Consider the following 24,755-nt stretch of genomic DNA (forward strand, 5'->3'; position numbering starts at 1 on the left):
GCTGGTTTTATATTCCGACGCCTGCCCGCCGTCCTGTGGGCTGCGCCGCAAAATCTCCCCTGTCGCAACGGGCACGTTTTTTGGATAATCGGCCACATGAACGACAAAAAAGACGCTCCTGCCAAGAACAAACCCGTATCCGACCCAGCAGCCGCCGACACCAATGCCGCGGCCGGCGAGGCCGAACGCCATCTCAACTTCGTCGAAGAGATCGTCGAAGAGGACCTCCGCACCGGCAAATACGGCGGCCGCGTCCACACTCGCTTTCCGCCCGAACCGAACGGCTATTTGCACATTGGCCATGCCAAGAGCATCTGCCTGAATTTCGGCCTGGCGAAAAATTACTCGGGGCTGTGTAACCTGCGCTTCGACGATACCAATCCCAGCAAAGAGGACGTCGAGTATGTCGACTCGATCAAGGACAGCGTTCGCTGGCTGGGGTTCGATTGGGAAGACAGGATGTTCTATGCCTCGGACTACTTCGAGCAGCTTTACCAGTGGGCCGAGCAACTGATCCAAGAGAGCAAGGCCTACGTCTGCGATCTCAACGCCGAGCAAATGCGCGAGCATCGCGGCACGCTCACCTCGCCCGGCAAGAACAGCCCCTACCGCGACCGGCGGAGCGACGAGAGCCTGGACCTGTTTCGACGGATGCGGGCCGGCGAATTCGCCGATGGCTCGCGCACGTTGCGGGCCAAGATCGACATGGCCTCGCCGAATCTCAACATGCGCGATCCGGTGCTCTATCGCATCCTGCACGCCACGCACCACCGCACCGGCAACGCCTGGTGCATTTACCCCATGTACGATTTTACGCACGGGCAATCCGACTCGATCGAAGAGATCACGCATTCGATTTGCACGCTCGAGTTCGAGAACCATCGCCCGCTATACGACTGGTTTCTGGACGAGCTGAAGATTTATCGTCCGCAGCAGATCGAATTCGCCCGGCTTAATCTTACCTACACGATGATGAGCAAGCGCAAATTGCTGGAACTGGTCGAAGAGGAGCGGGTCAGCGGTTGGGACGACCCGCGCATGCCCACGCTGGTGGGGCTGCGCCGGCGCGGCTATACGCCCGAGGCGATTCGTAGCTTTTGTGAGCGGATTGGCGTGGCCAAGTTCAATAGCGTGATCGACGTGCAAGTATTGGAGAACGCCATTCGTGAAGACCTGAACCGCCGGGCACCGCGGGTATTGGCCGTGCTCAGGCCGCTGAAGGTGGTGATAGACAACTACCCGGCCGACCAGGTCGACGAGTTGGACGCGATCAACAATCCCGAGGACGCGACGGCCGGCACGCGCAAGGTTCCCTTCACGCGCGAGCTGTACATAGAGCGCGACGATTTCCGCGAGGATCCGCCGAAGGAGTTTTTCCGGCTGGCGCCAGGACGCGAAGTGCGCCTGCGGTACGCCTACCTGGTGACTTGCATCAGTGTGGTCAAGGACGAGAAGACCGGCGAAGTGAGCGAACTGCACTGCACCTACGACCCAGCCACGCGCGGCGGCAACACGCCTGACGGACGAAAGGTAAAAGGGACAATCCACTGGGTCTCGGCCTCGAAGTCTTTGCCGGCCGAAGTGCGCGTGTACGACCACTTGTTCACCAAGCCCGACCCCGGCGACGTGTCCAAGGGGGGAGACTATCGAGACAATCTCAATCCGCAGTCGCTAGAAGTGCTGAACGGCTGCCGGGTGGAACCATCGCTGGCCACGGCCTGCGGCGAAGAACGGTTTCAATTCGAACGGCAAGGATACTTCTGCGTCGACTCCGTAGACTCGACGCCCGAGCAGCTCGTCTTCAATCGCACCGTGTCGTTGAAAGACACCTGGGCGAAAATCGAGAAGGGCCAGAAAAAGAAGTAGCGAATCCGTTCGCACGGCCGAGCGGATTGCGAAGCGTGCGGATCGCGGTCAGCCAATAAGCTTTCGATCCGCAGATTACGCAGAGAACACGCACGTCGTGAAGCCATCCGCCGCTTAGGCCGGGCGTACCGCGCAGCGTTCGCAGGCTTCGGGATCGAATGCCTGCGGCCGTTGCGCGGCGGGCTAGTATTTCGAGCGGGAGCCGAAGCCGCGCATGCAGAACAGCCCGAACAACACGACGCCGAACAGCACCCACATCCATTGGTGGCTGTTGAGGCGATCGAAATACAGCAGCGTCTTATTTACGAAGTGCCACATATTTGCCGGCCGACACGCCCACCCGTGGTTGCCAAGGTGCTACGAGGGGTAACTGCCTTATCGAAAAGAATAGGTCAGTCATGGCGCCAGGCAGGAGCCGCGGCTGGCATTTCATTCTCGGCGGCCCGCACGTCCGGCAGAACAGGCCCGACCGACCGGCCGCCATGCGCCTTTATAGGTCCGCTTGCGAGGGGTGGACCGGGGGGTATAATTCACCGCTTCAACCACCCGGGGGCGTAGCTCAATTGGTTAGAGTACCGGACTGTCGATCCGGTGGTTGCGGGTTCGAGTCCCGTCGCCCTCGCTACTACCGTTAAAGGACTTACGACGAAAGTGTACCGGACTATACATCCGGTGCATTTGTTAGGACGGACCGTTCAGTCGCGCCCAGGGGCGTAGGTGCCGCGTGTTGGTTTGCCGGTGAACTCACCGCCTTACTCAACGAATTCAGCGCGGCGCTTCGCTTCCTGGGCGCGATCGATCGGCATAATCGGGCCGTTCAGTCGCGTCCAGGATTGATCGCGTCGCGTGTCCTGTTGCCGGTGTATTCACCGCCATACGTGACTCAAGCAACGCGGCGCCGATCTGCCCCTGGGCGCGATCGAACTGCCCCTTGAAAACTCTATCTCGAAAAAAAGGGGCCGCATGCAAATTCCTAAATGGCTTTCGCCTCGCGCCCAATTGCCGACGGCCGCCGCGGCGCCTCCGCTCAAGGGATCAATCGGCTCGGTCAAACGAGGTATCTCGAAGAGCCTCGCCATTTGGAAGTCGGTTCGCGATCCGATCGAGATCGAACGTCGTAAGCGCGAGCGCGAACAGGCGCGGAAGAAGGCGGAGCGCCGCGCGCTGGCGGGATGTCTCGCCGTCATTCTTATAGTCGGCTCAGGACTTTTCCTTTACGGATTTCAGCGTAATCCGACTTCGGACGGCGCAAACGCGAAGCCCGCGCTTTCGCCGCCAGCTTACATCGCGGCGCCGGCGCTCGGCCCGGTTTCCATCGACGCGACCGAACCGGATGTTCCGAACTATGCGTCGAAGGAGCGCGGCGGCGCCGAACGATCGAGCGGTCCGGTATCGGTTAAAGGCTACTTCCGCAAGGACGGCACATACGTGGATGCGCACACGCGGCGCCGCCCCGGGAAATAGCGCGCCGCCTGTCAGCAGAGTTTGTCCCACGGACCGCACGTTTCGAGCCATTTCTCGTGCGCGGACGTCGCCGACGGCGGCTCGATATCAATTACGTCCCGTAGCTCGAATCTGGTCTTCAACGTGCAGTCGCGCACATAGAATTCGGTCGTCCGATCGATCCGGCGCGCGCCCTTTGGCCCGCGATACACGGTCGGCGCGAGCAGCCGGAACCCGACCTCGGAAAGCTCCGTGTCGGAAAAAAGCGTCGTGTGACGCTGCGCGAGGATGACGGCCGAGGGCGATGCGAACAATCGACAAAAAGAATCCATCACCGCCAGCCGCCAGTCGACGAAATCCGGATGGAGAGCAAACCGGTAAAGGTACACGATCTGGTCGCCGCCGGCGGTGAACTCGTCGTCGCGGAAACATCCATGCTCGTCGAGAACCGCCGCGTAGGCTGCCTCGAGGCCTGAGCTATCGGCATCGGCGACGTCCCACGGGTCGTCGCCGAGCTCGTCGATCTCTCCCGGCCGGAGCTCGTCCGCCAGGATCCTCCCCACCGTAAACTCTTCGCGCGCGCCGGGCTCAGGATCATCAACGATCGCATGTACGTCGACCCTCCAGGGAATCGTCGCCTGCGCACTGTCGTACCGCGTAATGTTGAACTCGTGATGCGCGGATAACCACATGTCCTGCTCCCTTTCGTAGCCCTTGGCGCCACGCCGCAAGCATAGCACGCGACCCGACCCCGCGGGAAATCGTGTTGACTCTCTGGCGCCGCGCGGTAGACTCACGCCCGAATTCGTTGAGTGCGCGGGCTTCGGCCCGCGCGAAATTGGCGGTGAGTCTCTGATCGGCCCTAGCGGGGAGCGTGCTTTCTTTTTTGCGACTGCGAGTCCGCTCCTCTTTTTCGCTCGGCGCGTCCCGATTCAATGCGGGGCAGCGGCCGCGCGGCTCTTAGGCTGACCGGCGCCCACCGAAATCGCGTTTCTCTTTTGAACGTTTTCGGTTGTTGGTCAGCAGCTGCCATTTACCCGCCAATTTCTGGCGGCAGAGAGCTGCAGGTTTTCTGTCCCGCATTGATCGGGCTCATCGCGCGCGCCCCAGGCGCGCCGGCCCTGCGCTGAATCGTCGCCGCGCCTGCCACGTGGATCGCTGTCGCGCGCCGCACGATTTCGGACGCTCAGGACTGGCGCGCCGGCGGGCGCGCGCGGGCCAGGGTAAAGGCCGCTATTGCGCCACGGTGTAGGTGCTCGAGCCAATCGCTCGTATTCACCCGCACCTGGAGCCAGCACATGACGACGCGACAAATCACGACGGGCGCGGAGGCGCCAGCGCTATGCGAGCAGCCGTTTCGTGTCTTCAATCCGGAATCCGCGCCGGGCGATCCGCGCGACTCGTTGGGCCTTTCGCCGGCGATGACCCTTGCGGAATTCTTTGCGCGATTCGTCAAGGCGGTCTGGTTCCGGGAGCGCGGCGCGAGCCGTTCCACGATCGCCGAGTATCAGCAATCGATCGACTACTGGGTCGCTTTCACGGCCGATCCGCGGCTGATCGACGTCGACGACAAGCACACCAGCGACTTCGTGGTGGCGCTGCAAACGCTGCCGGGAATGAAATCGGAAACGACTCTCTCGCCGCATACGGTGGCGAAGCACTGCCGGCACGTGCAGACCTGCCTGTCGCTGGCCGGACCGCGCGGTCCGCGCAACAAAAAAGCCCAGCGATTGCTCGTCGAGGTCCCCTACCTCGATCCTCCCGAGGCGATCGCGGAAGAGGTCGAAGACAATTTTACATTGGCCGAGATCGAGGCCTTGCTGAAGGCCGGGCAGGCGATGAACCTGCCGCGCAAGCTGCCGGTGGCGCATGCGATCTGGTGGCCGTCGCTGTTGCTGGCTTGCTACAACGTGGCCGAGCGGCGGGGCGGAATGTTGCGCGTCACCTGGGCCGGCCTGTTGCTCGACCGTCCGGAGAAATATCCGCACGGCCGCTTGCGCTTCGGGCGTTCGATTCGCAAGGGAAAGAAGCGTTCGCAGACGGTCCCGCTCAACGAGATCTCGCGCGCGGCGATCGAGATCATGCGCACGGGGCGCGAGCGGGCCATCGAGCTCAATCCCGGGTTGCCGATCTGGGGCTGGCCCTCCGGGCGCGCCGATCGCGAATGGGGGAGCTGGTCGAATTTCCACAAGCTGTTTCGGGAATCGCTCCTGCCGGCGGCAGGCATTCCTCCCGAGCGCCGCTTCGGCCTGCACGGCCTGCGCAAGGCGGCAGCCACGGAAATGGCGGAGGTATCGCTGCTCGCCTCGCAGTTCCTGTTGGGCCACCAGAACGCGGCCACCACGATGCGCAGCTATGTCGGACGACAGCAGCTCAATTCGGGTGTGCAGCAATTGAAACAACCCTCGGGCGCCGCGGCGGCGCTCGATTCGCAACAGCGACGGCTCTTCGATTGACGCCAGCAGGAAGGAGTCCGGCCGATGGCAAGTTCTAAATCAACGGCGCCGGCGTGCGACCCGCGCGACCGCCGCTTGGACGATGCCCGCACCTGGCTGGAGGCCAGCCTGGTGGGCGTTCTCGAGGGAGCGATCGTCGACGCCGAGTTCCGCGGCCTGCGGTTGCGCGAGCGGACGTTCGACCGGCTCGATCGGTTGGCCAACCATATCGCGCGAGTCGTCCTGGCCCCGAGCGCGAACGGAAAAGGGGAATAGGAAAGTGGGATACCGCGAACGCGACCAGGTGGTGACCACGATCATCTGCGGCATGGCCCTGGAGGCCGGCATGTCGCTGTTGGCCATGCTGGTGGCCGACGTGCGCCGCGGCTGGTTGTCGGCGCCGCCGCCGGCCAGGAAAAGCACCGCTTCATTTCCGGGGAAATAACGCATGGGAATCCTACGCAAGGCGGCCGACGCGGCCCCCAGGCATGTGATCAAGCAGATCCAGAAGCTGACCGTGGGCCCGCGCCCGGAGCATGGTCCGCCGGCCCTGATGCTGTCGGTGCACCTGACCGAGCTCGAGCGGTGGGACTTCGATATCGAATCGGCCGAGCAATGCGACAAGATCGTCCGCAACATCCTGCGCGTGAAGCGTCGCATCTGGGGGCGCGCGCGCGCAGCCAGCCTTCGCGTCGCCGACGGCACCCAAGGAGGGCCGCCCAAATGAGGCTGCGAACGTTTTGCCACCACGGAGACGCGGAGGCACCGAGAAACCCCCAGAAAGGAGTCAGCCCGTCTGCTCAGCGCCTCCGTGCCTCTGTGCCTCTGTGGTCTGCGGTCTGTTGGGATTTCCTAGCGCTTCAAATGTCCGAGTGCGCGCAGTCGGCCGGCGCCGCCAGGTTCCTGCCCCACCTGGCGAACGTTGCCATTTGTTTGCCGACTGCGCGCGCTCGTTCGTTTGCGGCTGGCCACCACGGAGACGCGGAGGCACCGAGAAACCCCCAGAAAGGAGTCAGTCCGTCTGCTCAGTGCCTCCCCGCCCCTGTGGTGGCGCGCCCCGCGGCGCGCTTTTCTGTTTCGTCCCTTTCGGAAAAGGAGTCCGATTGTGCTTTTGAAAACTGCGAAAGTATTTCTGTTCTTGATCATCGCGGCCGTCGCGGCCGCGAGCACCACGCCGGCGCTGGCCCGCTGCCCGCGCCAGGGCTGCGGCAAGCGAGAGCACGCCAAGCTCGCTTGCCTGATGCGGCCCTTGCATTGCCTGCGCGAAGCGCGGAAGGCCAAGCATGGTCGCTGCGGGCCGGGCGAGATGGCCAGCACCGCGCCGGCCGCGGCGCCGGTCGACGCGCCGATCGACGATGCGGCTCTGTGACAAATTGCCTAGCGGGCGGCGGGAAGGCCTCCTACCGGTTTGGGCCGCGCGAAGATCGTTTCTCCGCACCCGCCGCCGCTTTTTTTCTAACGCTGTTCACCACGGAGGCACAGAGACACGGAGCCCTTGAATCGGCGGGGTTGGATGAGCCCGCACAATTTGGGAAACGCCGGGGAGTCGATAACGCCTCTGCAATAGCACACCTGTCGTCGCGGCGAACGCAGCGGGGAAAAATCCCCCGTAAGCACAGCCAGAGCTGGGCGAAGCACGCAATCGACTTTGATCCGCCAAATTGGCCGCCTGCGCGATCAGGCGGAGCAGGTTCGATTCCTGCATTTGCTCCGTGCCTCCGCGTCTCCGTGGTTCCATTTCTTCTTTAACAAGGACGTTCCCATGCTCGTTCTCGCGCGAAAGCAACGACAGAAGGTGCGGTTGATCATCGGCCGCACGGTGGTGGAAATGACGGTACTGCGCTTTGACGGCCAGACGTTGCGACTAGGCTTCGAGGCGCCGGCCAACGTGAAGATCCTGCGCTCGGAATTGACTGACCGCGCCGCCTGACCATCGCTCCAAGGAAGGACTGATCCATGGGGTTTCCCGAACGCGCGCCTTCCGCGCGCGACAAAACCTGGGAGCTATTGAGACGCTGGCCCGGTCTCCGCGGCGAGGCGAAGATCGCGGCCAAGTTCCTGTGGGAATCGCTGGCCTACGGCCAGGAGGCCCTGCTCGACGTCGTGCCGGCCGACGTGGCCGCCGACCAGGGAACCAGTGGCACAAGCGGCGTCCGCTGCCTGCGGGCGCTCGACAAGGCGGGATTGATCGACGTTCTAAAATGCGGCGTGGGCCGCTGGACGGTGCGGGTCAAGGACCCGGCCGTCGTCGCGCGTGCCTGCAAAATCGAGATCGACGGCCAAGGCTCCCTGTTTGACGATGATCAAACCGGTGCGGCTGATGAGCAAGATCACGACCAGCGGCACGCGCCGGGCACGGACGCCCATCCTTTCGGCGCACCGGGGGGCGGCCCGCAAGCAGCGGGCGCGCCCTCCGCGCCGAATACTTTGGCCCACGGCCCACCGCCCGGAAGCGTGACGCTTCCGTTACGGATCCGTGACGGATGCGTTACGGATCCGCCGCGGCCGCCGCTCGCGCAATCGCGCCCGCGTACGCGCGAAGACCTAGACCTTGAAGGTATTTCTACAAGAGACCTTGTCTTAGACCTTGCGCCCGACCTTGCGCCAAAACTCGACCTCGACGCGCACCAGGCGGCGCGCGCCGGCCGCGGATCCGTAACGGATGCGTGCTCGATCGGCGCGGCGCTGGCCGACTACGCGCCCCCCTCGGCCGACCAGGCCGTGCGCATGCTAGGGGAGCTGGCGGCCTCGATCGAGCGGCGCGTGGCCGACCCGCTGTTGCATAACGGGCCCATCCTCCGCGTGGCCAACGCGGTCTATAGCGGCACGCCGGCGGTGCGGGCCAAGGTGCAACGGATCCTCGAGGAGCTCGACGCGCATCGCCGTGCGGGGACGCTTGCCCATCCAGAGGCACCGCGGCGGTTTTTCATCGGCGCCTGCAAAACCGGATTGCACGAGCTCAACGTGCGCTGGCTCGAGTGCCTGCCGGATCCGGCGATCGGCCGCGCTGTCGAAGCGCGCTATCTGCCGCGGAGGGCGCCGTGATGACGTTTTGCAAAGCGCCCTTCTGCGTTAACCAGGTCGATGAAGTTAAGTTATTCTGCGCGCAGTGCTGGCAGCGCGTGCCCGGCTGGCTCAAGGACGAGATCGTCGACGCGGTCACCGACGGCGACGTCGACCTGGTGGCACTTCTGCTGCGCGAGGCCGAGCGGCGGTTGGGGCTGGCCGCGCGGCTGGCGTCGCTGCGAGCAGGCCTGGTCGGGCAACCGGAGGAAATATGACGGTCCTGCTTTTCGAAAGACGGTTCTGGCAGCCCGTGGTATCGGGCGAGAAGGTGCATTCGATCCGCCGCACGCGCAAACGCCCGATCGTTCCGGGCGAATCCCTCAGCCTCCGCGCCTGGGAAGGGCGCCCCTATCGCTCGCGGATGCGCGTTTTATGCGAGGAGACTTGCATCGCGGTCCGCGAATGTTGGATCGACAGGAGCGGCATCGTCATCGATCAGCAGCGCTTCGGCGAGCCGGACGAGCTCGACGCGTTTGCCAGGAGCGACGGGTTCGCGAGCTGGGAGCACATGAAATTGTATCGGGACTTTTTCTACCGCCTGCCATTCGCGGGCGACCTCATCCAATGGGGCGCGCACCCGCTGCTCGCGCACCTGGCAATCCACCTGCCCGCGAAACCCTTTCGAGGGAGAAGGCCATGAGCGCGCGCCCGAAACGGAACGTGCGCAAGCGGCACATCGACGCGGCGGTCCCTGCGGATCTTTACCAGCGCACGCGCCTCATCGCCGCGCGCCATCACCAGACGCCGGGCGAGCTCGTGGCCGACCTTATCGACAAGCACATTCCCGAGCAGGTGTGCCGCGTTTGCGGCTGCAGCCACTGGGATCCGTGCATCGACTCCGAGACCGAGGAGTCGTGCGCGTGGGCTCCTCCGGCGTTTGATATTTGCACCGTGTGCGCGAAAGCGCAGCGGGGCGCCCGCGGTTCCTCTCTTTGAAAGGAGATCGACGTGATTGGCTTCGACAAACTGGCGCAGAAGGCGGCGCGGCGGAACGGGAATGGCAACGGCCATCATCCCGGGCTCAGCGATCGCAAGCTGGTGGCGGGAGATCCCGACGCCTACGACAATCGGGCTCGCGGCGAAGGAGAAGAGGATTTACCACGGAGGCCACGGAGCGCACGGAGCGGAAAGAAAAATGGGACCAATGGCGCCGCGCATCCCTCTTCCCCCGTGTCCGCCGTGCCCTCCGTGGTTAATTCTTCCGCCTCTTTGGTTAATTCTCAGTCCTCAGCGGTTAATTCTACGGATGCTGAGATGCGGCAGATCAAGATCTCGCTGATCAGCCCGTCGCCGGCCAACGCTCGCAAAACGTTCGACCAGGCAAAGCTCGAGGAGCTGGCCGCGTCGATTCGCGCGCATGGGATCCTACAGCCCGTCTCCGTGCGGAGCCGCGGCGACGGCTATGAGCTGGTCGCCGGCGAGCGGCGCTTTCGCGCGGCCAAGCTGGCCGGCTTTACCGCGCTGCCGTGCCTGCTGCTCGAGGTCGACGACCGTCAGGCCCACGAGCTGGGGCTCGTCGAGAACCTGCAACGCGAGGATCTCAATGCGCTCGAGGAGGCGCAGGGCTTCGAGGCCCTGCTCAAACTGCGCGGCTGCACGCAGCAGGAGCTGGCCGACTCGCTGGGCTGCTCGCAGGCCAAGATCGGGAACGCCTTGCGATTATTAAAACTGCCGGCCAAGCCGTGGCGGCAATGGCTCATTTCCGGGGAAATAACGGAACGGCACGCGCGAGAGATCGTCCGCGCCGTCGAGGCGCCCAAGGCGCTCGCCGACCTGGCGGCGGATATCAAGGACCAGCTGAACCCCCATCATTGGCGGCGCGGCCTCTCGTCGGCCGAGCAGCTGGCCGAGGACGTCGACCAGGCACTCGAGCAAACGACGTATCCGGTCGAAGGGACCTTGTGGAGCAACAAGGCGCACAAGGACATTCCGTTGCCGGCGTTCACGCCCGAGCAGCTCGAGCGGCTGGCCGTAGTCACGGTGGGGAGGGGGGGCAAACAGGAAAAGCGCGCCACCAACGCGAACCTGTTCGAGGAGATCTGGGACGCGCACGTCGAATCGTACGCCGCGCGGAAGGCCAAACGGGAGGACGTCCGCGACAAGAAACATTCCGCTGGGACCAAAAAGCTTTCGCCGGCCGAGGCCAAGAAAGCGGCTGCGACAAAGGCCCGGCAATTCCGCGACCGGCTCGATCGCTGGCGCACCGACTGGATCCGCTGGCTGTGCGGCGAGCGCGTCACGCGCGGCGATATCCATGTCGATTATGCGTGTGAGCGGTTGATCCTCCTGCTGGCGAGCGGGATTGTGCACGCCGGCACGATGGATTCGCTACGTCGCGACGCCTTGCGAGGCGCACTGCTTGCGGGTCCGAAGCCCGCGCACGGCGCCAAGGCGCTTTACGGCGCACTGGGCGATACGCCAGACCAGTTCGTCGGCCAGGTCGGCCTGTCATTCGTGCGGCGACTGCTGGTGACCGGCTGGGCGCAGGCCGAGCGGTGCACGAACCGCCCCGACGCCGTGCCGCTGCTGCCTCCCGACGTCGTCGAGATGTTCGCCCGCGAGCTGTCGATCGACGTCGCCGCGGCCTGGAAGGGGCAGCATCCCAGCAAGGACCGGCCGCCTGGCGACGAAAACGGCAAGCGCCAGGCGTTCGCCGGCCCGCTCACCGAGGAGTATTTTCGTATTCACACGGGCGAGCAGCTGGCCGTGTTAGCCCGCGGCTGGGGCGTGTACGTCAAAGACGGGGAGCCGAAAAGCGGATTAGTAAAACGTCTTCTGGCCCAGCAAAAAGTTCTGCCGCTGCCCGCGGAGGTCAAGCCGGTCAAGGCGGCCCGCGCCAAGCCGGCGAAGAAAAGTCGGGCGAAGGCCATGAAGGATCAACCACGGAGACGCGGAGACGCGGAGAAAGGTACGGTGTCGAGATGAGCGATGAGCTCTGCGCGCGGCGATTGAACGAGGCGCTGCGAAACCACCCCGGCGTGGATCTGCAGCTCGACGCGAAAGCGGCCGTGATCGTCATGTCGCAATTGCAACTGGCGTTGCGTCATCCGGGCAACTGCGGCACGAGCTCGCTCATCGCGCGCGCCGTGGCCGACAATTTAATCCAGCTATTGGCGATGGGAGACGCCGAGGTCGAGCGACTGCTACGGCTCGGCGACAACCCTCACTTTGACCGCCCGGTGCCGAACGCATCGCGCAACTGAACGTTTTTTACCACGGAGACACGGAGTGATGAGCAGGCGCGGGGGAAGTTGTCCGCAGTGCGCGCGGTGCCGTATGCCGCTTTATTATTTGACGTCATCGCGGCGGCTGGTCTGCGAGCGGGGGCACGCGCCGTTCGTCGAGGATCGTGAGGACGCCGAGGCCGTGTTCGCGGCCTTGTGCCGCGAGGTGGTACGCGTCGGGAACGTGATCGATCAATCGCGCGTGAAGCTTTCTAAGCGTCCTTGGGAGCGGCGCTCGGCCGTCGTCGAATGGCGGCACGCCTACGCCGCGGCCCGCGGCGAATTTCTCAATAGCGTCGATCTGCAAGGGAGCAAGCGATGAACACGGCGCCGCAATTCAAACGCTTCGGTCTGGCGCTGGCCGTATGGTGGAGCGTTGTCGTGCTCGTGGCGCTAGTGCTTTCCGGCTGGCGCCTTGCGCATCCGTCCTACTCGAGCCCGGCGATCTGCACCAATTGCGACCGGGGCGCCGTGAAAATACCGAAGGGCACGGCGCGGACCGATTTCGAATTCAAGGGTGCCACGTGCGCGAGCTGCGGCTGCCGCGTCCGAGGCCCGTCCGCGTTTCGTTAGACTATTGGGCTAGTGAACTTTTGAACGAAGGGAGGCGAGACGTGGCTCTTGTGACGTGCGATAAGTACATCAAAGCCGCAGAGCGGTACTTCGAGGCGGTTGGTGAGTCGAGGGATGCCGAGGATCGCAGGCGCAGGGCGGATGCCGACTATGCGCAGGCCCGCAAAAGGATTGATACGCTTACCGACGAGCTGGCGAACTGCGTCGGACTAAATCGGCCGGTGATGGTGTTCCTGGTGAAAGGCAAATACGTCGTCGTCAGCAGGCGATGCGTTGATGGCCATGACGCCTTGCCCGAGATCAATATTGCAGATCAGCCGTAGAGTCTATTGGGCTAGTGAACTTGGAGGGGATGATGGCTGAAAAGATCACTGCCGAGAACATTCTCGACAAACTTAAGTTGCACCCGTTCACCGAGACACCGGCTGTATGCTTGGTGGCTCACCAGGAAATTAAACGACTCCGTGACGAGCTAGAACACGAAGTGCATCGTGGCATTGCGCTGCGTAGGATGGTCGAGCAAGGATCTTCTGAGGAACGGTCTATGGTCGTCAGGCTGCGTGGCTTGCTCGTGCAAGCATTGCCGCATGTTGTCCCATTGGTCCACCGACTCGACGGCAGCGCACAACCGAACGAACTGGTCCAGCAAATAACGCAAGCCGTGAATGACGCAAAAGACTTAGTGACAGTCCCCTAGCCTGCTTAGGTAGGTGACCGCGGGCGCTCCGTGCCTCCGCGTCTCCGTGGTGCGCGTTCACTTCTTCCGCGCCCGGCCGGGCGCATACTCCAGCGGCACGATTTGCGGCGAGCGCGGGTTGTGGCCGCAGCGGTCGCACTTCAGATAGCGGACGCGCACGTCCTTCAAGCGATCGACGTGCGAGGACGTACAGCGAAACAGTCCCCGGCACCGGCCGCGGCCACGCTTCCGCCCGCACGTTTCCCCCAGTCTGGCCATCAGGGGTAATGCTACACGGGGCGCCGCGCGCGAATGAAGGCGAAAACGGCCGTGCGCGGATACCTATTTCCCGGGAAATAACCGCGGCCCGGCCGAAAGTTGCCAGGGCTGGCAACCACGGCGCGCGGAATCAGCCGGGCCGTCGACTATCACAGACCCCGATGGCCGCGGCCTTCCGAGCGAGGGACAGGGAACAGGCTTATTCCACCGTCCATCCGTGGCGAGCGCTGATTCGCTACGGGAATGGTAGGTGGCCTTTTGTTATTCCCCTCATGGTGATCGCGAGATCGCCGCACGCGGGAATAGCAAAACTTCCCGCGACTCTCTCGTCGCGATTGCGACCGCGACCCCGACAGCGCAGGGCGCACCACACGCCCACGTCGCCAGCCCCCCATGCCTAAACCGGAGGTCGTGGCCATCGCTCCGCTTCGACGCGATCGCTGGGCCAGCGACCTGGTTGCGGCCGCGGGCATCGATCCGCAGCAGGTGCGCAGCACCCAAGCGGACGCCGCGGCGGCCGTCGCCGAGGTGCGCCGTGTGGTGTTCGCGATTGGCAGCTTTTTTCCGACCGCAACTCACGCTCACGAAGGAGCCCACGCCATGTCCAAGACCGACCGCCTGATCGGCAACCGTCATCCCCGCGCCGCCCTCAGCGCCGTCACCACGCGCCTGGCCGTCCGCGCCGCGGTCAACAGCGGCAAGTTCACCGGCGACCAATTGGCCGCGTTGAATGAGGCCCTACAGGACGACGACGTGTTGAGCGTGCTCTCCGAACAAGCTTCGCAGGCCGGCCTCGCCGACCCGACCGATCCGACCACTCCCGCGCCCAAGCGCGACTGGGCTGGCTTCTTCGCCGCCTTCGGCGATTTTCTGGTCAAGGTCATGCCCGTGATTTTGCACCTGATTCAACAGCTGGGCGGCATGACCGGCACGACGGCCGTCGCCAAGGCCTCGGAGCACGCCTCTTCCAGCTCCTCGTCTAGTTCGTCGAGCATGGTCCTCCGTTCGAGCGAGCTGGACCTGATCCGCCAGATCAGGAGCATGCACCCCGACCACCAAGCGCGGTTCGCCAAGATCGGCGACGGCTCGATCGCCAAGGGGATCGGCAACCTGATCCAGGTGCTTTCGGCCAACGGGCCGGCGCTGGCTTCGATCTTGAAAGTGCTGTTGCCACTGGCGACCGGCGCCTAGTCGGCCGGCCGCTTTTCGCTCGCGACTCTTCGATCGGGTACGAACCACCAGCAAGGAGCTGCGCCGTGATCACTGTGGCAATTGTCAACACGTCGTCGGTCGTCGCCGACGCCGATCTGGCTCTGATCGTGGCGGCCCTGCAGGTGCAGGTCACGCGCGACTTTGCGCCCATCTATGGCTACGACGCGCACCTGCTCGCCGTGAGCAAGGGGGGCGCCGTGCCGGCCGGTGCGTGGACGCTCGACATCGCGGACAACGCCGACGAGCCGGGTGCGCTGGGCTACCACCAGACCACGCTCGGCCTGCCGTGGGGCATCGTCGGCGCGAAGGACGATCTTTCGGCAGGCGGCAGTCTGTCGGTCACGATCAGCCACGAGCTCTTGGAGATGCTGGCCGACGCCTATGTGACCAGCGTGGCCCTGATCGACACGCCGATCGGCGGTTTCCGCGGCGGCATGATGGCCGTCATCGCCTACGAGGTGTGCGACGCGGTGGAGGCTGACAACCTCGGTTACACCGTGCTGGTGCAGGACGGCGCGGGCAACAGCCATTCGGTCGTGGTCTCCGATTTCGTGCTCCCCTGGTGGTTCGGCGGCGACGTGCCGGCGAGCTCGGCAGGGAAGTACTCCTTTACCGGCGCCTGCACCGTTCCGTTCGGCATCGACCGCGCCGGCGTGCACGGCCTGCTGCCTGGCGGCTACATCGGCATTATGCAGGTGCGGGCCTCGGGGGGCTGGTCGACCGTCAACGCACGGCACCAGGATCGCGCGAGCGAATTGGCCGAGCGCCTCGACGAGCTTTTGCCGGGCCACACCGCTCATATCCTTTTGCACGGCGGCGTGACGCAGGACCGCCAAGCGATCCCGCGGGCCAGCCGGCGGGCGAGGATCCTCAAACAGCTGGCCGGCTAGACGCATTCACGCTCCAGACCGGCGCCCAACGGAAGCCGAATACCGACGTCCCCAAAAACGGGAAAAGCAAAAAGTGATCTGTGATCGGTTTGGTGCTGAGCTGCACGCGGGAGACGCGGTTGCGGTGCGCGCCGAGATCATGGGGGTCGCCAGCGAGGCGGACGCTTATCTCGATCTGCGATTGACGATGCCTCCGGGCACGGCGCTCGCGCAGCGACTGTCGCTGTACGCCAACCAGGTGGAAAAGATTCTGCCCGGCCACTGCCGGCTGGGCGCGGTGACCGAGAAGCCGCTGTTCATGAGCGCCCATCAGCGCAGCCCGCACTGGCGCAGCGTGCGCGAGGCGTTCCTGCGTGACCATCCGGAGTGCGCAGCGTGCGGCGGCACGGCCGACCTCGAGGTGCACCATCGACGGCCGTTTCATATCGAGCCGACCTGGGAGCTGCTCCCGGCCAACCTGATCACGCTCTGCGAGACGCCGAGCCGGCACTGCCATTTCTACGTCGGGCACCTGCTCGACTGGCACGCCTTCAACGTGCACATCGCGGGAGACGCGGAATTCTGGCGCAAGCGGATCCGCGAGCGGAAGTACGAACAGAAGACGCACCACGGAGGCACGGAGGCACCGAGTTAAAAAACGCGCGCAAAACTTTCCGTTTGCTATTTCGCATCGTCACTTTTTCCCAGTGTCTCCGTGACTCTGTGCCTCCGTGGTGAACCATGCTCGTCCTTAGTCGCAAACGTGATGAATCGATCGTGATCGGCGACTCGATCGTCATCACCGTGGTCGAGGTGCGCGGCGACAAGGTGCGGCTGGGGATCTCGGCGCCGAAGGACGTGCCCGTCCATCGCCTCGAGGTCTACCAGGCCATCCAGCGCGAGAATCTGCGCACGGGCGACTCCGCGGCCGCGGCGGCCAATAGCGCGCAGGAGGTGCGGCCATGATCAGCACGCTCGAGCATCTGCTGCAGATCGCCTTCTTCCTTTCGCTCGTGGCCGTTGTGCGGGCCTCGCGTCGCCCACGGCAGCCGCTTCATCCCAAGGCCCTGAAGCTAGCCCAGCACGCCCAGGCATCGCGCCTGCGGCCCGTGGTGGCGCGTATGATCATCGATCTGCACGTGGCCGAGGGCGTGATCATGGGCGCGAAGGCGCTGCGCGGCGCCACGTCGTTAGTTTCGGCGGCGTTCGCTAGCCTATTTTGCCTGGCTTGCGCGTTTGAAATTGCCCTGCCAGCAAGCCACGCAAGCGCCGACGACGTCGCGGTGACCGTCAGCGCCGAGGCGGCCCGGGTGCGGCTGGGGTACGAGATCTACTTCGACGCCGGCGTGCTGTCGCTCGAAGGGACGATGAGCTGCGCGAGCTGCCACAAGCCCGATCCCAAGTTCGGTTATTCGGACGGCCTGCGGGTGGCCATCGGCCAGCGCGGTGCCGCCGGCTCGGGCCTGGGCCTGCTGGGCGTGCGCAACGTGCCGTCGCTCGTGAACGTCGGCGACAAATATGGGCACGCCTGCAATGCGGACGGCCGGGCCGGCCTCGGTAACGCCTGCCTACAGGCCGTGGCCGACCCGTTGGTGCTCGGCATGCCGAGCGTTGCGGCGGCGGTCGACCGGGCGAACACGCGGGAGCGATACCGGCAGCTGTCGCGCATTGCCTTCGGACACGAGACTCTGTCCGAAAAGGAATTTCGCGCCTGCGTAGTGGCGTTCCTCAAGACGCTCCGCTCCGACGACCTCCCGGCCGACCGTCTCGCCAAAGGACTTCCCACGGCGCTGCCGCCCGCACCGCTGCGCGGCTGGAAGATTTTCCAAACGCATTGCGTGAGCTGCCACCAACCTGAAAACGGTTGGCGCGACTTTAAGTATCACAACGTGGGCATCGCCAGCCGCTCGCGCTCGAGCGATCGCGGCCGCGGTGCCGTGACGAACGTCGCGTCGGACGATTTTTGTTTTGCAACTCCCTCATTGGCAGAGTGCGCGAAGAGCCCCCCCTACATGCACGACGGCTCGCTCAAGACGCTGGCCGACGTCGTGGCGTTCTTTGGCGCCGGGGGCCGCTACATCGTGAACGGCCGCGTGTTGCGCGATCCGGATATCGACCCCGAGGTCGCGGCGATCGAGCTAGGCGCGGCCCAGCAGGCCGACCTGGTGTCGTTCCTCGAGCTGGGATTTCAGGGCGCGGGATATCCCTACCGGGAAAATCCGCATCTATCCCCGCTTTCACCGACTACCGAACGGGGCGCGGCAAACAGGAGTGCCAAGCGATGACGAAGATGGAGCACAAGGGGCGATCGCGCATCGTGCGCCGCCTGTTCGCGGCGCCGGCCGTGGTGATGCTGGGGCTGACGCTCGTGAGCGCGCATTATCCGGTCGACGCGGCCGATGGGCCGCTCGGCGAAGTGCAAAACGTCGCCTTATCGCCGGCCGACGCCGAAAATGGTGCCCCATCACCGGGCAAGTCCTGGGCGCTAGCAGACGCTAAAGAGAACCAATCAAAGAGCGCGCCGGCCGAACCGCCAATCGTTCGCATAAAGGTTCCCACGAGCGTCGAGGTGCACAACCTGGTGCATGTCGAGCTCGAGAAGAGCGGCGGCCCGATCCGCGAGCTCGACATCGTGATCGAGCCCGACGTGCCCAGCGAGAACATGGCGCAGGATCCGACGGACCCGAACAAGTTCGCCTTCGTCGGGGCGCCCAAGATTTACACGATCCGCGTGCTGGCGACGGGCGCGGAAAAAGGCTATTGCCAGTGCGAAGCACGCGTCGCGATCCGCGATCCGCGGCCGCAGCCCGCGCCAGCCGAGACCGCGGCGGCGCCTTCGAAGCCCGAGGACCTGCTGCGCAAATGGGCGCTCGACGTGCCGAGTCGCAATCGCGAGGTCGAGGTGCTGGAAATCGCCAAGGCCGCCCGCGAGGCGGCCCGCGAAGTGCGCGCCGGCCGCGTGCAGCCGGCCAAGGCCGCCGAGGAGTGGGCGGCGGATGCTTATCTGCGTCTCGGATCGGCGCTCAAGCCGTGGAACCAAAGCGCGGGGACGCCGTCGTTCTTCGCGCACGTAAATGATTTGTTTGCCGACAACGCCACGTTGTCGGGCGCCGACCAGGCCAGCTTGCTCGAGAGCCTGGCGGCCATCTTGGAGGGCAAATAGCGCGCGTGCGCTATGCCAGTATTTCCTTTGTGACGGGAGAGAATCATGCGTTCATTTCTGTTGGCGGTAGTGGCGATCGTGGGCGTGGCTCTGATCGCCGGCGAGTCGCAGGCCCGCGTCTTCGGTAACCGCGGCAACATGGTCTGCAACAACAACCAGGCCGCCGGCCCGGTGAAGGCCAAGCAGGTCGACCTGTCGCAGACCGTCGCCCCGCGCGTGCTGCAGGCTGCGCCCGAGGCGGCGCCGCAGATCGTGCTCGCTCCGAAGTCGAAGAGCGGCGTCGATCTGGCTTCGCTGGCCCGCTTGAACGAGCGCACCACGGTCGAAGGCGCCGAGCTCGTCGCCAGTAAATAGTTTTCCTGTTCCCGCGTTGCGCGGAGCGGGTTATCCGCTTCCGATGGGCGCGGGCGATAGGACGCGGACTGCGGGCAGGCCCGCGGCGGTCGGTTCAATTCCGGCCGGTCCGCTTCGACTGTTTTTGTCGTTACAAAAACGGCGAGACGTTTCAGCAACTCGAGCCCCGAGGTGATGTGATGAAGTTTGTATTGATTGTCTTCGCAATTCTCGCGCTGGCCGGCAGCGGCCGCGCCTATGCGGGCAGCTGCTCCTGCTCGGGCGGCGCGCCGACCGCGCAATTGCAAGGCGCAGCCGGCACGCACGTGGAGCGCAGCTCGAGCGTGCACGTCGAGCATCACCGCTCGGGCGGCCGCGCCGCGACGATCCGCGCGAACATGGCGGCCGATCGCGCCGCACGCCAGGCCAAGCGCAGCGCCAAGCTCGACGCGAACGCGGCTCGACTCGCCAGTGCGGCCAGCACTAAGCGAACCGTGACGCGCACGACTGAGTTCCACACGGCAGCGGTCAACGATTGCCCGCAGCCCGTGCCGCCGCCCCTTCCGCAAGCGCAACGCGCACCGTGTGCGGACATTGTGCCCAAGCCATGCCTCGACTAGAGCGAGCGCATTGACGTACGGCGGTCTACCGGCAGGAGCACGCGATGGGTTTGTGGTTTTGGAAAAAAAGGCCGATGGATTTGCCGGAGGTGATTGCGCGCAGCGCGGCCGACCTCGCGTTTCGGCGCTTCCTCGCGGCGGCGCAAGCGCAGGCCCCCGCGATCACCGTCGACCTGAGCGCGGCGCTCGTGGCCAAGTTCAACGACCCGGCCTATCGCGTGCCCGCATCGGAGCGCTGGATCCCTGCCGTCCAGCAAGTGCTGGAAAACCAGAAGCAGCAGAGCCAGGCGATCGCGGAATTAGGCGCCGACCTACAAAAAGTGCTCGCTGCCGTGGCGGCGTTGCAAGAGCTGTTGCCCAAGAAACCAGGCCCCGCAGTGCGCGGGGCGATCTCTTTTCACTTGGAGGGTCCCATGCCTCAGATGAAGTTCGCCTTCCCCGATAACAAGACGGCTGTCGGCACGCTCGACCTGGCCGACGCCTTGAACGTGCAAGGCGCCTCGGTCGATGCGCCGCCGACCTGGTCGGCCGACCAGCCGTTTGTGACGCTCACGCCGGCAGCCGACGGCTTGTCGTGCACGTTCGCCGTCGATCCCACGCAGAATCCGGTCGCCGGCGACATCAACGTCACGGTGGCAGCGACCGCGGCTGGCAATGCCGTGGACGTCGACCCGGGCGTGCTCACGCTCCAGGCCGGCCCGGCCACCACGGGCGAGATCGTCTTCGCCACCGAGTAGCGCCGCAAACTTCCTCACGAGGGAAGCCTGTAGATCTCGGCCGGTGGTCGGGTAATCCCGCCGGCCGAGATTTTATTTCCGCGGAAATGACCACGCGCCCCGGGGCGGCGCCCAACGGAAGCCGAAAGCGAGCCATCGCGATGACGGGAACAGCAAAACGTCCGGGGAAGCAGGCGGCGCTGGAGGCCGCGGGCGCCTGGATTGCGCTCGAGGCGCGGCGCGTCGAGGCCAAGCGGGCAGTCGATGCCATCGAGCGCGAGCAAAAGCTGCACCTGCAGGTATGCGCGGAACGACTGGGAGAAGAGGAGAGCGAAAAGCTGTCGGCCAAGATTTCGCTAGCGCTCAAATGGGGCAGCCCACGCGTGGAGTGGAAGGACGAAGTGATCCGCCTGCAAGGCGCGGATTACGCGGCCGAGCTGCAGAAGCAAGGAAAGCGTTCTAGCAAGGTCGAGATCAAGGTCACGGAGTAGACCGATGCTCAGTCAAGAACGGGTCGACGAGGTGCGGCGCTTGCTGGCCGATCCCGAGCGGCCGTCGCAGCGGCGCATTGCCATCATCACCGGCGTGAGCCGCGCCAGCGTGGGCGCTATCGCCTCCGGCCGGCGCCCCGATTATGCACCGCGCACCGAGCTGCGGGACGACGAGCCCCTAAGTTTTGGCCGGCTGGTTTGGTGCACGGGATGTGGCCACAACGTGTACCTGCTCGCGGGGGAGTGCAAGCTGTGCGCCGATTCTGGCCGCACGCGTAGCTATCTTGAACCACGGCGACAAGTGACCGACCTGCGCTCTGGTCCCCATCGGCGGCCGGGCACAGACCGCTTTCGCGGCGAACCTCCGAGCGGAGCGGACGGCCTGGCCGACGGCGACGAAACGATTGCGCCGCCGATCGACGGCCTGGCGTCGCCCGTCGACCTCGACCGCCGCGGCACGAACCATTTTTAACGAACGACGTGCACCACGGAGACGCGGAGACACGGAGCGCCTGGGGGGAACGATTGAAACCTTTCTGACATTTCTCCGTGGCTCGGTGCCTCCGTGGTAATGCAGAACGTTGACAGGCAGACGCATGTTGTGGGGCATTGAATCATCGGCCGACTGGGCCACCTGGGCGCTGGTGGCCGCGACGCTGGGCATACCGCTGGTGGGCTGGGCTTCCTACGTGTCGCTGCGGTTGGAACGGATCATGACGCGTACCAAGGGGCTGCCGCAGCTGGAACGGCGCGTCGCACGACACGAACGCAAATTGACCTGGCTGCGCGCCAAAATCAGCACGGCGCCACCGCGACACTAGCCGCATGCCCCATCTGCCTCCCACGCATCGACCGCTGTCCCGCGCCGCGCAGGCCAACACGCGCGCCCAGTACGATCGCGATCGCGGCGGCGATCCGCGGCGTGCGTTCTATTCCTCGCGCGCCTGGCGGCGGGCCCGGCTGGCCCATTTGCGGGGCGAGCCGTTATGCCGTGAGTGCGCGGCGCAGGGGCGCGATACCGCGGCTGCCGAAGTCGACCACATTCTGCCGCGCGACCCGCGTTTTCCTGATCGCGACTTGGATCCGGGCAATCTGCAGAGCCTCTGCAAGAAGCACCATTCGCAAAAAACCATGCGCGAGCTCAACCGCCGCAAGAGAGGTTCACCGTGACCGTCGACACGACCAAGTTTCAGCAGGGATTGGAGAGCCCCCCCTCGAGCCAGTCCCTCTGCGTCCCCAGCGACTCGACCGTGCTCACGGGCGTCCGCGGCCTGTACGTCGACGGCGCCGGCGACGTGGCCATCATGCTCCGCGACGACGCCGCGGCGCTTACCTACCACAGCGTGGCCGCCGGCTCGTACATCATCGGCCTGGTGCAGAAGGTGATGAACACCAATACCACCGCGACCGCGATTTACCTTCTCTTCTAGGGCCGGCCGCATATGGGCGCACTGGGAATGGGCCTCCGCTATAGCGGATTCGAAAGCGTGTGCACCGGCCGCGGCCGCTCGGTCGCGCACCGCGCCAACGCGATCTATTGGTGGAATCCGTATCTGCCCGGCACGATCCAGCAACGCACGGTCGCCCGGCTCACCAAGGCCAGCAGCCAGTACTTCAAGATCGCCGACGCGGGCGCCGGCGACCCCTTTAATTTTCAGACGGGCGGCGTGAGTAGCACCTGGACGAGTTGCTTCTGGGTGCGCTTCAACTCGATCTCCAACAACGACGGACTGCTCAATAAGACGCAGTTCGACGCCACGCTCAATAACGGTGTGTGGTTGTTGCGGCTGGGTGGCACGTTGGGGGCGAACCTCGAGTTCTGGGCTTGGAAGGGCGCGACATCTTCCGGCGCGGCGGTCGTCAGCGTGCCCGCCAGCGTGACGACGGGCAAATGGTATTTCGTGATGCTCGTCTACGACGGTACGCAGCACGGCACGGATCCTAACGTGCTCACCATTTATCTGAACGGAACCAAACTCACCACGCCCGCGGGGTCCAGCCTGCCGCAACTGCTGCAAAATCCAGCCACCGGTAACACGCCGTTTTACGTGGGGTCGAACCTGGCGGCCACCTACTCCGATTTCAGCATGAACGGACTGACGTTCTGGTCGCGCGCCTTGAGCTCGACCGAGGCGGCCACCGTCTACAACCTATCGGCGGGCGTGGGACCGAATGACACCGCCGCCGCGCAATACAGCGTGTGGGGCGTCAACAATAATCTGCTCTCCTATTGGGTAATGAACGAAGCCAGCGGCCCGCGCACGGACGCAACCGGCAACGGTCATACGCTCACGGAGCAGAACGGCCCGATCGGCAGCGAGATCTGGGCGCCGACCTGGGTCGACGCGCTGCTCAGCAAAACCGCCACCAGCGTTTTCCCTACCAACTCGGGCTCGGTCGGCGGCCAGGACCGCAATTCCGAGGCGCTGTACTCCGCCACCGTGCGCGGTGGCAAGCCGGGCTTGAAGTTTCCAGCGCTATCGCAGATGTACGTCGGCAACTTGCCGGCGCTTTTCAATTCGCTCGGCAGCGGCTACATCATCGCCAACCTGGTGCTCGATTCGCCCTCCACGTCCGAGTCGCTGTCGATCATGTTCTCGGACGATCAGGACAATACCAAGCTCCGCTACCTGGGCTTCAATATGCTGGGCACCAACGATGCCCCGCACGCCAACGACGGCGGCAACGGCGTGAACCCCTTTACGCTGCGCGTGCGCAATGACAGCGGCAGTGGCGATATCTCATCGCTCGACGGCCCCGAGTCCACCGGCAAAATCCCCGCCGGTAACAAGGGGATCACGCCCTCGACGAATCACACGCTGGCGATCGCCAACGTCGGCAGCGGACTCGGCGCGCCGGCCTATCGAATTCTCATCGATGGGGCCAGCCAGGCGGTCACGGTCAACGACGGCGGCTCGGGCGCATTCAGCAATTTTTGGACAAGCGGGCTGGGCAATTGCACGGCGCTCACGTTCAACGGCCTGGCGCGGCTGGGGGACAACACCAGCGGGATTTGGGATATCTCGCAAAACGGTTTCGGCATCACGCTCGGCCACGTCCTGATCGGCGGCCCTTACCCGGGCGACGCGGCATTCAATGCACTACTGAGCGCGATCGCCGCGCAATAGGACGCCCCGATGGTTCGCGGCAGAAAACCAAAACCGACGCGGCTCAAGCTGGCCGAGGGAAACCCCGGCAAGCGGAAGTCGCGCGCGCGGGAGCCGCAGCCGGCCGCCGGCGAGCCAGCCTGCCCGGCCGAGCTCGACGCCGCGGCGCGCGAGGAATGGCAGCGGCTGTGCAAGGCGTTGATTGCGCTGGGGATTCTCACGGAGATCGATCGGGCCGTGCTGGCCGCCTATTGCCAGTGCTGGTCACGGTGGCTGGCCGCGGAGCGCGACATCGCGCGGCGCGGAGTTATTGTCGTGACGGTAATGGGAGCCGAGATGCAAAACCCCAGCCTGCCGATCGCCAACAAGGCCCTGCAATTGATGCTGCGGTTCGGCGCCGAGCTGGGGCTCACGCCCTCGGCCCGCACGCGCATCGACGCCACGCCCGCGCAGCAGCCGACCGGCCTGGCAGCCTTCACAGCGGAGCGTCCCAGCTGATATTTCCCAGGAAATGAATGACCTACCACGGAGGCACCGAGGCACGGAGACGGACGGAAATGATTACTTCGCTGGTTCTGCTCTTCGCTCTGTGCCTCCGCGCCTCCGTGGTTAACACGCTCCGCTCCGTGGTGAATCTTCTCCGCATGGCCAAGAAACGCGCGCTGCCCAAATCGGTCGACCG

General features: G+C 64.8%; 36 protein-coding genes and 1 tRNA gene. 35 read left to right on the forward strand and 2 right to left on the reverse strand.

Annotated features, from left to right (window positions below; translation table 11 throughout):
* Positions 1 to 96: 96 nt before the first annotated feature.
* On the forward strand, positions 97 to 1,866 hold the full coding sequence (locus tag VGG64_08745; protein HEY1599676.1) for a glutamine--tRNA ligase/YqeY domain fusion protein: 1,770 nt from the start codon (positions 97 to 99) through the stop codon (positions 1,864 to 1,866).
* A gap of 183 nt (positions 1,867 to 2,049) precedes the next feature.
* Here the strand turns inward: VGG64_08745 and VGG64_08750 are convergent, their stop codons facing one another.
* On the reverse strand, positions 2,050 to 2,184 hold the full coding sequence (locus tag VGG64_08750; protein HEY1599677.1) for a hypothetical protein: 135 nt from the start codon (positions 2,182 to 2,184) through the stop codon (positions 2,050 to 2,052).
* A 230-nt stretch (positions 2,185 to 2,414) separates the two neighbouring features.
* Here VGG64_08750 and VGG64_08755 point away from each other — a divergent pair.
* Together VGG64_08755 and VGG64_08760 are read left to right on the forward strand one after the other, a co-directional pair.
* Positions 2,415 to 2,488: transfer RNA gene (locus VGG64_08755), tRNA-Asp, on the forward strand.
* Between the two features lie 377 nt (positions 2,489 to 2,865).
* Positions 2,866 to 3,330 carry a hypothetical protein gene (locus tag VGG64_08760; protein ID HEY1599678.1) on the forward strand — a complete coding sequence of 155 codons (465 nt, stop codon included), beginning with the start codon at positions 2,866 to 2,868 and terminating at the stop codon, positions 3,328 to 3,330.
* Between the two features lie 11 nt (positions 3,331 to 3,341).
* Here VGG64_08760 and VGG64_08765 read toward each other — a convergent pair whose 3' ends face one another.
* Positions 3,342 to 4,001, reverse strand: a complete 660-nt coding sequence (locus VGG64_08765) for a hypothetical protein (protein ID HEY1599679.1) — start codon at positions 3,999 to 4,001, stop codon at positions 3,342 to 3,344.
* 606 nt (positions 4,002 to 4,607) lie between these two features.
* Between VGG64_08765 and VGG64_08770 the strand changes: the two genes are divergently transcribed.
* The 32 genes from VGG64_08770 to VGG64_08925 all read left to right on the forward strand — a co-directional run bounded on the left by VGG64_08770 (position 4,608) and on the right by VGG64_08925 (position 24,571).
* A complete protein-coding gene (locus tag VGG64_08770; protein ID HEY1599680.1) occupies positions 4,608 to 5,765 on the forward strand; it encodes a site-specific integrase in 1,158 nt (385 codons plus the stop codon).
* Between the two features lie 24 nt (positions 5,766 to 5,789).
* On the forward strand, positions 5,790 to 6,020 hold the full coding sequence (locus VGG64_08775) for a hypothetical protein (protein ID HEY1599681.1): 231 nt from the start codon (positions 5,790 to 5,792) through the stop codon (positions 6,018 to 6,020).
* Between the two features lie 4 nt (positions 6,021 to 6,024).
* Entirely contained in the window at positions 6,025 to 6,189 is a 165-nt protein-coding gene (locus VGG64_08780; GenBank protein HEY1599682.1) for a hypothetical protein, read from the forward strand.
* Positions 6,190 to 6,192: 3 nt separating this feature from the next.
* Positions 6,193 to 6,471, forward strand: coding sequence for a hypothetical protein (locus tag VGG64_08785; protein ID HEY1599683.1), 279 nt, complete (start codon positions 6,193 to 6,195; stop codon positions 6,469 to 6,471).
* A 378-nt stretch (positions 6,472 to 6,849) separates the two neighbouring features.
* The gene (locus VGG64_08790) at positions 6,850 to 7,113 is read left to right on the forward strand and encodes a hypothetical protein (GenBank protein ID HEY1599684.1); all 264 of its coding nucleotides are present in this window, start codon (positions 6,850 to 6,852) and stop codon (positions 7,111 to 7,113) included.
* Between the two features lie 393 nt (positions 7,114 to 7,506).
* Complete coding sequence (locus tag VGG64_08795) at positions 7,507 to 7,674, forward strand: carbon storage regulator (GenBank protein ID HEY1599685.1); 168 nt, start codon at positions 7,507 to 7,509, stop codon at positions 7,672 to 7,674.
* Positions 7,675 to 7,700: 26 nt separating this feature from the next.
* Entirely contained in the window at positions 7,701 to 8,789 is a 1,089-nt protein-coding gene (locus tag VGG64_08800; GenBank protein HEY1599686.1) for a hypothetical protein, read from the forward strand.
* Positions 8,789 to 9,025: a hypothetical protein gene (locus VGG64_08805; GenBank protein HEY1599687.1), complete on the forward strand. Its 237-nt coding sequence runs from the start codon at positions 8,789 to 8,791 to the stop codon at positions 9,023 to 9,025. Before VGG64_08800 ends, VGG64_08805 begins: the two co-directional genes overlap by 1 nt.
* Positions 9,022 to 9,450: a hypothetical protein gene (locus tag VGG64_08810; protein ID HEY1599688.1), complete on the forward strand. Its 429-nt coding sequence runs from the start codon at positions 9,022 to 9,024 to the stop codon at positions 9,448 to 9,450. The genes VGG64_08805 and VGG64_08810 overlap by 4 nt, the downstream gene beginning before the upstream one ends.
* Positions 9,447 to 9,746 (forward strand): hypothetical protein, encoded by a 300-nt coding sequence (locus tag VGG64_08815; GenBank protein HEY1599689.1) that lies wholly within the window; start codon positions 9,447 to 9,449, stop codon positions 9,744 to 9,746. Before VGG64_08810 ends, VGG64_08815 begins: the two co-directional genes overlap by 4 nt.
* A 318-nt stretch (positions 9,747 to 10,064) precedes the next feature.
* Positions 10,065 to 11,735: a ParB/RepB/Spo0J family partition protein gene (locus VGG64_08820; protein HEY1599690.1), complete on the forward strand. Its 1,671-nt coding sequence runs from the start codon at positions 10,065 to 10,067 to the stop codon at positions 11,733 to 11,735.
* Complete coding sequence (locus VGG64_08825; GenBank protein HEY1599691.1) at positions 11,732 to 12,013, forward strand: hypothetical protein; 282 nt, start codon at positions 11,732 to 11,734, stop codon at positions 12,011 to 12,013. Before VGG64_08820 ends, VGG64_08825 begins: the two co-directional genes overlap by 4 nt.
* 73 nt (positions 12,014 to 12,086) lie before the next feature.
* Positions 12,087 to 12,356, forward strand: coding sequence for a hypothetical protein (locus VGG64_08830; GenBank protein ID HEY1599692.1), 270 nt, complete (start codon positions 12,087 to 12,089; stop codon positions 12,354 to 12,356).
* Complete coding sequence (locus VGG64_08835) at positions 12,353 to 12,607, forward strand: hypothetical protein (protein ID HEY1599693.1); 255 nt, start codon at positions 12,353 to 12,355, stop codon at positions 12,605 to 12,607. Before VGG64_08830 ends, VGG64_08835 begins: the two co-directional genes overlap by 4 nt.
* Before the next feature lie 41 nt (positions 12,608 to 12,648).
* Positions 12,649 to 12,930: a hypothetical protein gene (locus VGG64_08840; protein ID HEY1599694.1), complete on the forward strand. Its 282-nt coding sequence runs from the start codon at positions 12,649 to 12,651 to the stop codon at positions 12,928 to 12,930.
* 32 nt (positions 12,931 to 12,962) lie between these two features.
* Positions 12,963 to 13,304, forward strand: a complete 342-nt coding sequence (locus VGG64_08845; protein HEY1599695.1) for a hypothetical protein — start codon at positions 12,963 to 12,965, stop codon at positions 13,302 to 13,304.
* Positions 13,305 to 14,162: 858 nt separating this feature from the next.
* Positions 14,163 to 14,753 carry a hypothetical protein gene (locus VGG64_08850; protein HEY1599696.1) on the forward strand — a complete coding sequence of 197 codons (591 nt, stop codon included), beginning with the start codon at positions 14,163 to 14,165 and terminating at the stop codon, positions 14,751 to 14,753.
* A 65-nt stretch (positions 14,754 to 14,818) separates the two neighbouring features.
* Entirely contained in the window at positions 14,819 to 15,664 is an 846-nt protein-coding gene (locus VGG64_08855) for a hypothetical protein (protein ID HEY1599697.1), read from the forward strand.
* Positions 15,665 to 15,788: 124 nt separating this feature from the next.
* Positions 15,789 to 16,298 carry a hypothetical protein gene (locus tag VGG64_08860; GenBank protein ID HEY1599698.1) on the forward strand — a complete coding sequence of 170 codons (510 nt, stop codon included), beginning with the start codon at positions 15,789 to 15,791 and terminating at the stop codon, positions 16,296 to 16,298.
* Between the two features lie 86 nt (positions 16,299 to 16,384).
* Complete coding sequence (gene csrA, locus VGG64_08865) at positions 16,385 to 16,609, forward strand: carbon storage regulator CsrA (GenBank protein ID HEY1599699.1); 225 nt, start codon at positions 16,385 to 16,387, stop codon at positions 16,607 to 16,609.
* Entirely contained in the window at positions 16,606 to 17,928 is a 1,323-nt protein-coding gene (locus VGG64_08870) for a cytochrome c peroxidase (GenBank protein ID HEY1599700.1), read from the forward strand. The genes csrA and VGG64_08870 overlap by 4 nt, the downstream gene beginning before the upstream one ends.
* Positions 17,925 to 18,806, forward strand: a complete 882-nt coding sequence (locus VGG64_08875; protein ID HEY1599701.1) for a hypothetical protein — start codon at positions 17,925 to 17,927, stop codon at positions 18,804 to 18,806. The genes VGG64_08870 and VGG64_08875 overlap by 4 nt, the downstream gene beginning before the upstream one ends.
* A 45-nt stretch (positions 18,807 to 18,851) precedes the next feature.
* Entirely contained in the window at positions 18,852 to 19,160 is a 309-nt protein-coding gene (locus VGG64_08880) for a hypothetical protein (protein HEY1599702.1), read from the forward strand.
* Positions 19,161 to 19,339: 179 nt separating this feature from the next.
* On the forward strand, positions 19,340 to 19,759 hold the full coding sequence (locus VGG64_08885; GenBank protein HEY1599703.1) for a hypothetical protein: 420 nt from the start codon (positions 19,340 to 19,342) through the stop codon (positions 19,757 to 19,759).
* A 44-nt stretch (positions 19,760 to 19,803) separates the two neighbouring features.
* Positions 19,804 to 20,496 (forward strand): hypothetical protein, encoded by a 693-nt coding sequence (locus tag VGG64_08890; GenBank protein ID HEY1599704.1) that lies wholly within the window; start codon positions 19,804 to 19,806, stop codon positions 20,494 to 20,496.
* Between the two features lie 140 nt (positions 20,497 to 20,636).
* Positions 20,637 to 20,966, forward strand: coding sequence for a hypothetical protein (locus VGG64_08895; GenBank protein HEY1599705.1), 330 nt, complete (start codon positions 20,637 to 20,639; stop codon positions 20,964 to 20,966).
* Between the two features lie 4 nt (positions 20,967 to 20,970).
* Positions 20,971 to 21,438, forward strand: a complete 468-nt coding sequence (locus VGG64_08900) for a hypothetical protein (GenBank protein ID HEY1599706.1) — start codon at positions 20,971 to 20,973, stop codon at positions 21,436 to 21,438.
* 124 nt (positions 21,439 to 21,562) lie between these two features.
* The gene (locus VGG64_08905; GenBank protein HEY1599707.1) at positions 21,563 to 21,787 is read left to right on the forward strand and encodes a hypothetical protein; all 225 of its coding nucleotides are present in this window, start codon (positions 21,563 to 21,565) and stop codon (positions 21,785 to 21,787) included.
* 4 nt (positions 21,788 to 21,791) lie between these two features.
* Positions 21,792 to 22,136 carry an HNH endonuclease signature motif containing protein gene (locus VGG64_08910; GenBank protein HEY1599708.1) on the forward strand — a complete coding sequence of 115 codons (345 nt, stop codon included), beginning with the start codon at positions 21,792 to 21,794 and terminating at the stop codon, positions 22,134 to 22,136.
* On the forward strand, positions 22,133 to 22,396 hold the full coding sequence (locus tag VGG64_08915) for a hypothetical protein (protein HEY1599709.1): 264 nt from the start codon (positions 22,133 to 22,135) through the stop codon (positions 22,394 to 22,396). Before VGG64_08910 ends, VGG64_08915 begins: the two co-directional genes overlap by 4 nt.
* Positions 22,397 to 22,453: 57 nt before the next feature.
* Positions 22,454 to 24,094, forward strand: coding sequence for a LamG domain-containing protein (locus tag VGG64_08920; protein ID HEY1599710.1), 1,641 nt, complete (start codon positions 22,454 to 22,456; stop codon positions 24,092 to 24,094).
* A 9-nt stretch (positions 24,095 to 24,103) separates the two neighbouring features.
* A complete protein-coding gene (locus VGG64_08925; GenBank protein HEY1599711.1) occupies positions 24,104 to 24,571 on the forward strand; it encodes a phage terminase small subunit P27 family in 468 nt (155 codons plus the stop codon).
* The last annotated feature ends 184 nt before the right edge of the window (positions 24,572 to 24,755 follow it).

The sequence above is a fragment of the Pirellulales bacterium genome, assembly GCA_036490175.1.
GTDB lineage: Bacteria > Planctomycetota > Planctomycetia > Pirellulales > JACPPG01 > JACPPG01.